Origin of the sequence: Aquabacterium sp. G14, from assembly GCF_037482285.1 — a bacterium.
Lineage (GTDB): Bacteria > Pseudomonadota > Gammaproteobacteria > Burkholderiales > Burkholderiaceae_C > Aquabacterium.
Genome location: NZ_JBBEYB010000034.1, coordinates 1 through 4880 on the forward strand (window position 1 = coordinate 1; position 4880 = coordinate 4880).

At 62.9% G+C, this 4880-nt stretch carries 2 protein-coding genes and 1 pseudogene; 1 reads left to right on the plus strand and 2 read right to left on the minus strand.

Annotated elements, in window-relative coordinates; genetic code table 11:
* Positions 1-143: 143 nt before the first annotated feature.
* Positions 144-2585, minus strand: a pseudogene (locus tag WIT60_RS16745) (Tn3-like element IS1071 family transposase); the annotation flags it as partial.
* Positions 2586-2649: 64 nt separating this feature from the next.
* On the opposite strand from WIT60_RS16745, the gene WIT60_RS16750 reads away from it, so the two are divergent.
* Positions 2650-3860 (plus strand): IS3 family transposase gene (locus WIT60_RS16750; protein ID WP_339584964.1). Its coding sequence is split into 2 segments (ribosomal slippage): positions 2650-2917 and positions 2917-3860, totalling 1212 coding nucleotides; the frame shifts between segments, so codons are not numbered across the junction.
* A gap of 82 nt (positions 3861-3942) precedes the next feature.
* Here the strand turns inward: WIT60_RS16750 and WIT60_RS16755 are convergent.
* Positions 3943-4880, minus strand: a 938-nt coding sequence (locus tag WIT60_RS16755) for a glutathione S-transferase family protein (RefSeq protein ID WP_339584965.1), incomplete at its 5' end; no start/stop codon positions are given.

The following is a 4880-nucleotide window of genomic DNA, read 5'->3' on the forward strand; positions in this document are numbered from 1 at the left end:
GGGGTCTCCTCGTTTTCAGTGCAATAAGTGACGGTACGAAAAGCTAGCACTGGCGCGGAGGTGGTGTTGGTAGATCGTTGATTTCATTGACTTTCCTGTTCACTTTCAAATCTGCGATTCGTGGCGTCAAACCGTGGTCGGTTTCATCCATTGGTGCCAGTTATCGATGCATTTGGCCGCGAAGGCAGGATTTGGTCAGCATAGCGGTCAACCGGGAAGCGAAACACACCCCGCAAGTTGATGCTCTCCAGCCTGGTGGGCGCAATCTTCCCGATCAGTTCCGGTGGAATGACCTGGCGGCGGTTCGACCAGCGATCCAGGACCGCCTGCATCTGTGAGGTATTCCACGCCATCACGATGTTGGCCATCAGGCTCAACGCATCGGCCACAGCCTGCATTTCATCGACACGTTTGGCCTGCGCCGGGCTGATCCGGCCGGTATAAATGGCGCGCTTGAGGGCGTTAACAGCCTCGCCCCGATTGAGCACCCGGCGCAACTCGTTCCTGAAAGCGTCCTTGACAAAGTAGTCAGCCAAAAACGCCGTACGCAGCAACCGCCCCAATTGCACGCCAGCCTCATAGATTGGATCGCCCTGGGCGGCAGAACCGAACCGCGCAAGAGCTGCCACCGCACTGGCATGTCCGCTCATGACCGAGGCTGCCAGGTGCACCAGACTATCCCAATGCTTTTCGATCAAAGCGACGTCGACATTGGCTTCGCACACCGCAGCGATTTCTGCGGGCACTTTGGTGCCGCGTGGCACAAAGAGGTGGCGCTGTTTGAGTTCCTTCAACCGCGGGCAAAGATCAAAACCAAGCAAACGGGCATGTGACATGGCAAAGTCGGTGTAGCCATGGGTATCCACAGCAAGCTGGCTGGTCTCCAGCTTTTCTTGGCGGATGACACCTTCAATGGCCACGCCCGCCTGGCGCTCATTGAGCACAAAGGGCTGCGCATGGAAGATGCCCCACCGGTCTTTTACATGGGAGTAGATTCCAATGGAAGGTGTGTTGCGCCGAGGATCAAGCCGGGCTTGCCACACCCGTTTGGTGGTCTCCATGCTCATCATGTCAGAAGATGCCAAATCGGACCGCCCCCAGGTGGCGGCAATCGGGTGTCGCTGCATGAATTCCAGCACAGCCTGGCAGGCCTGGCTCAGACGCCGTTCGTCCCGCGCCCAGCGCATGGCCTGGCGAATGCTGGTGGCAGACAATTGCGGAATCATGCGCGCGCATTCGACCGCAGTCAGACTGGTGCCGTGGGCCATGATGCCGGCATAGACCATCAGCAGCTCGTCGGTAGAGCGCGGCTCACGTCCGAGCATGATCCAGCTAAAGCGCACCTGGGCGTCAACGGCCAGAATCACTTCCGGCAATTGAACCTCACCGATGCGGTGATCCAAAGCCGCGCGCAGCTTGGTCACTTCTGGGTCTTCGTCCTCTGCGGGCAATGGCGACAAATGGAGTTCATCATCCACGCGCAGTACGCCACTGCGGGCTGCAGCGGCCACCGCATCGACACCGGCAGTTACTCTGGCCAGCAAAGGCTTCAAGAAAGTGGCAGCCTTGCTGGGTAACGATAGACGGGCATAGTGTTTCTTGGACTCTGCCTGCCAACGCTCGTCCGTGAAGAACAAGCGCGCACGACCCCGAAAGCTCAGGCTGTGCTCAATCCAGACCGAGCCATTGCGCACCGCGCGGCGCAGGGCAAACAGGGTGGCCACCTCCAACGCCTGAAACGCCCGTTCCCGGTCTGGGCTGGAGATCGAAACCTGCCAGATCATTCCCAGACTTGGTGCCACCACTTCAACTGGCAGCTTTCTGGATCCTTTGAGATATAAAGCTTGCAGCTTGGCAAGGTACTCGATGGCAGGATGCTCGCCGGTGGCCTGCCAGGGCAGCTTTGCAATGGCGACGAGCAACGACCGCACGGGGCGAATTCCATCAATCAATCCCTCGCGGACCAGGGAGGCCCTGCTCGGTGGTTTGCGTTTCTGGGTTTCGGTGATCAAGGCTTCAAGACGGGCACGCAACTCAGCATCTGGCACCGCACCTTGCGCGCTCAAGGCAACAAGTTCGCCGAGCAGCGTTTTGTACATTGCGGCCCAATTGACGGTAGCGGGGACATCGGCGGCAGCCTGACGCCACAGATCGGCGATCCGGCGCTGCACCATAAGGATCAACTGGTCTGTGGTGGTGAACAGGCAATACCGAAGAAAGCATGCGACCTCCACGGTGCGCGCTGGCTCTTTGATCTTGGCTCCGGCTGAGGGCGGCCTGGAGACAAGTCGGCGCGCGTAGCGGCGCAAGATGAGATCGGGGATGTCTGCCAGGTGCTTATGAACGTCCAGCGTGTAAAGCAGGTCGATGCGCTCCAGTACCTCGCTGATTTGGCGGGTTGAGTGTTTCGCCGGTGCAGCCCATAGCCAACTCTGCTGGGTTTGTCCATCTGGGCGCAGCTCTGAAACTGAGGCTCGCCAGCGATCAAGTGTTGCTGGATCAACGCTGGCGGCGATGGCGGTGCCTGTTTCAACTTCAAGCTGGGCAAGTGCCGCCGCAATCAGTGTCCGAATTGCCCGCTCGTGTGACCTTGCCCCTGAAAAGTGGAGTGCTTAGCCCTTGTTGAAAATGTCGACAAGGAGAGAAGCGATGAGTGACAAGCAGGTGCGTGCGCAATACACGCGGGAGTTCAAGCTGGAGGCGGTGCGTCAGGTGCGCGCCGGGCAGGCCATTGCGGTCGTGGCCAAGGTCTTGGGCATCCCCAAGGCCAGCCTGGGCAACTGGGTGCGGCTGGCCGCCAAGGGCGGCCTTGGCGGCTCGGGGGGGGCGGACCAAGCCGATCGGGTCTCGCCCGAGCAGATGGAGATTGCCCGGCTGCGGGCGGAAGTGGCGCGGCTGCGCATGGAGCGCGACATCGCAAAAAAAGCCGCGGCGTACTTCGCGCAGGACACGCTGCGAGGTACGCCTGGATTGACCAAATGAAGCGCTGCTACCCGGTGAGCGTCTCCTGCGAGGTGCTGCAGGTCAGCGCCAGCGGGTATTTCAACTGGCTGCGCCGCCAGGGTGGTGGCTGCGGCGGCGGTGGTGGCCGCACTGGAGCGCGCTACAGCGACGAAGCCCTGCTGGCGCACATTCGAGCCATCCACACCGAGGTCAAGGGCGAATACGGTTGGCCGCGCATGCACAAGGAACTGCTGGCCCGTGGTATCCGGGTAGGCAAAGAGCGGGTGCGCAAGCTGATGAAACAGCACGGCATTCGGGCCAAGACGCCGCGCCGGTTCGTCGTGACCACCGACAGCGCTCACAGCCTGCCGGTGGCGCCCGACCTGGTGCAGCGGCGCTTTACCCCTGAGGCACCCAATCGGCTCTGGAGCGGCGACATCACCTACATCGCCACCGATGAGGGCTGGCTGTACCTGGCTGCGGTCATTGACCTCTTTGGCCGCCAGGTGGTGGGCTGGAGCCTGCAGGAACACATGCACACGGGCCTGGTCAAGGATGCCCTGGCCATGGCGTGGTGGCGCCGGCGTCCGCCGCCAGGCCTGATCTTCCACAGCGACCGGGGCAGCCAATACTGCAGCCATGAGTTCCAGCAGGCCTTGCGGGACTGGGGGATGCGCTCATCGATGAGCCGCAAGGGCAACTGCTGGGATAACGCGCCGACCGAGAGCTTTTGGGGGCGGCTGAAGGCCGCCAGCGTGCACGGGCACAAGTTTGCCACCCGCCAGCAGGCCCGGCAGGCGGTACTGGACTGGGTGGCTTTCTACAATCACCGCCGGCTGCATTCGTCGCTGGGCTACCTCAGCCCGATGCAGTTCGAGCAACGCTGGTACGAGGCACAGCGCAAAAATGCCGCGTGAGCCGGGGGTTAAGAACTCCACGGAACAGGGGCAAGGTCAGTTGGCTTCCGTTGTCATGATCTGGTCTCCTTGGTCGGCGGAATCAGGCGGGCAGCACGTCGAACCCCAGGCGGGGAAAGTGCAAGTGCAGGTCGCCAGCCTGCGGGTCGTGGCGGTGGATCACCACCTGGGCGTCGCTGGCGGCCACCAGCGTGCCGTGCACCGGTACGCGCGCGTTGTCGTCGGGCGTCACCACGACGGCGGCGCCTGGCTTGAGACCGCCCGGGTCGCCGTCGGGGCGCAGGTGGGTGACGGGCGCGGGGTGCGCGGCCGCCGCGGCCGCCAGCGCTTCTTCGGGCGTCATCGGCGTGACATGCCCGTGACCGATGGCCGCCAGGCGGTCGTACCAGGCCTCCAGTCCTTGCAGGCCGGCCAGCGCATCCACCTCGGGCGGCGAGTTCTTGCGCAGCATGAAGGTCGTCTGCCAGCAGGCCAGGTCGAGCACGCTGGGGGTGGGACCGAACAGGAAATCGTGGCCGCGGACACGCGCCGCCGCCAGCGCCGATTTGAGCCAGCTGTACTGGGCATGCAGCACCTGCAGGTGGTGCGGCAGTTCGGGCGCCATCGCCGACTTGCTGATGTCGATGCCCAGAAAGCCCTCCTTGCGGTCCTTGATGAACTCCGGCGGCAATGCGTCACCAATGTAGTGCACCACCACGCCGACGGCGGGGATCACGACCGCCCGCTCCCATGCAAATGCCATGCCGCGCGCCAGGCCCTCGCAATCATTCGGGTACAGCGACGGTTCGGGTTGCAGGCGCTCCAGCGCGGGCAGGATGGCATTGGTGTCGCAGTAGATGTCGGCCCCGATCTGCAGCACCGGGATTCGGCGATAGCCACCGGTGAGCGCGGCCAGCAGGGGACGCGGTGGCAGCGGCGCCACATCCACCGATCGCCAGGCGATGCGCTTGAGGCCCAGGGTAGTGCGGATCTTTTCCGAGAAGGGCGAGAACGCGTAGTTGTGAAGAACGATGTCGGTCA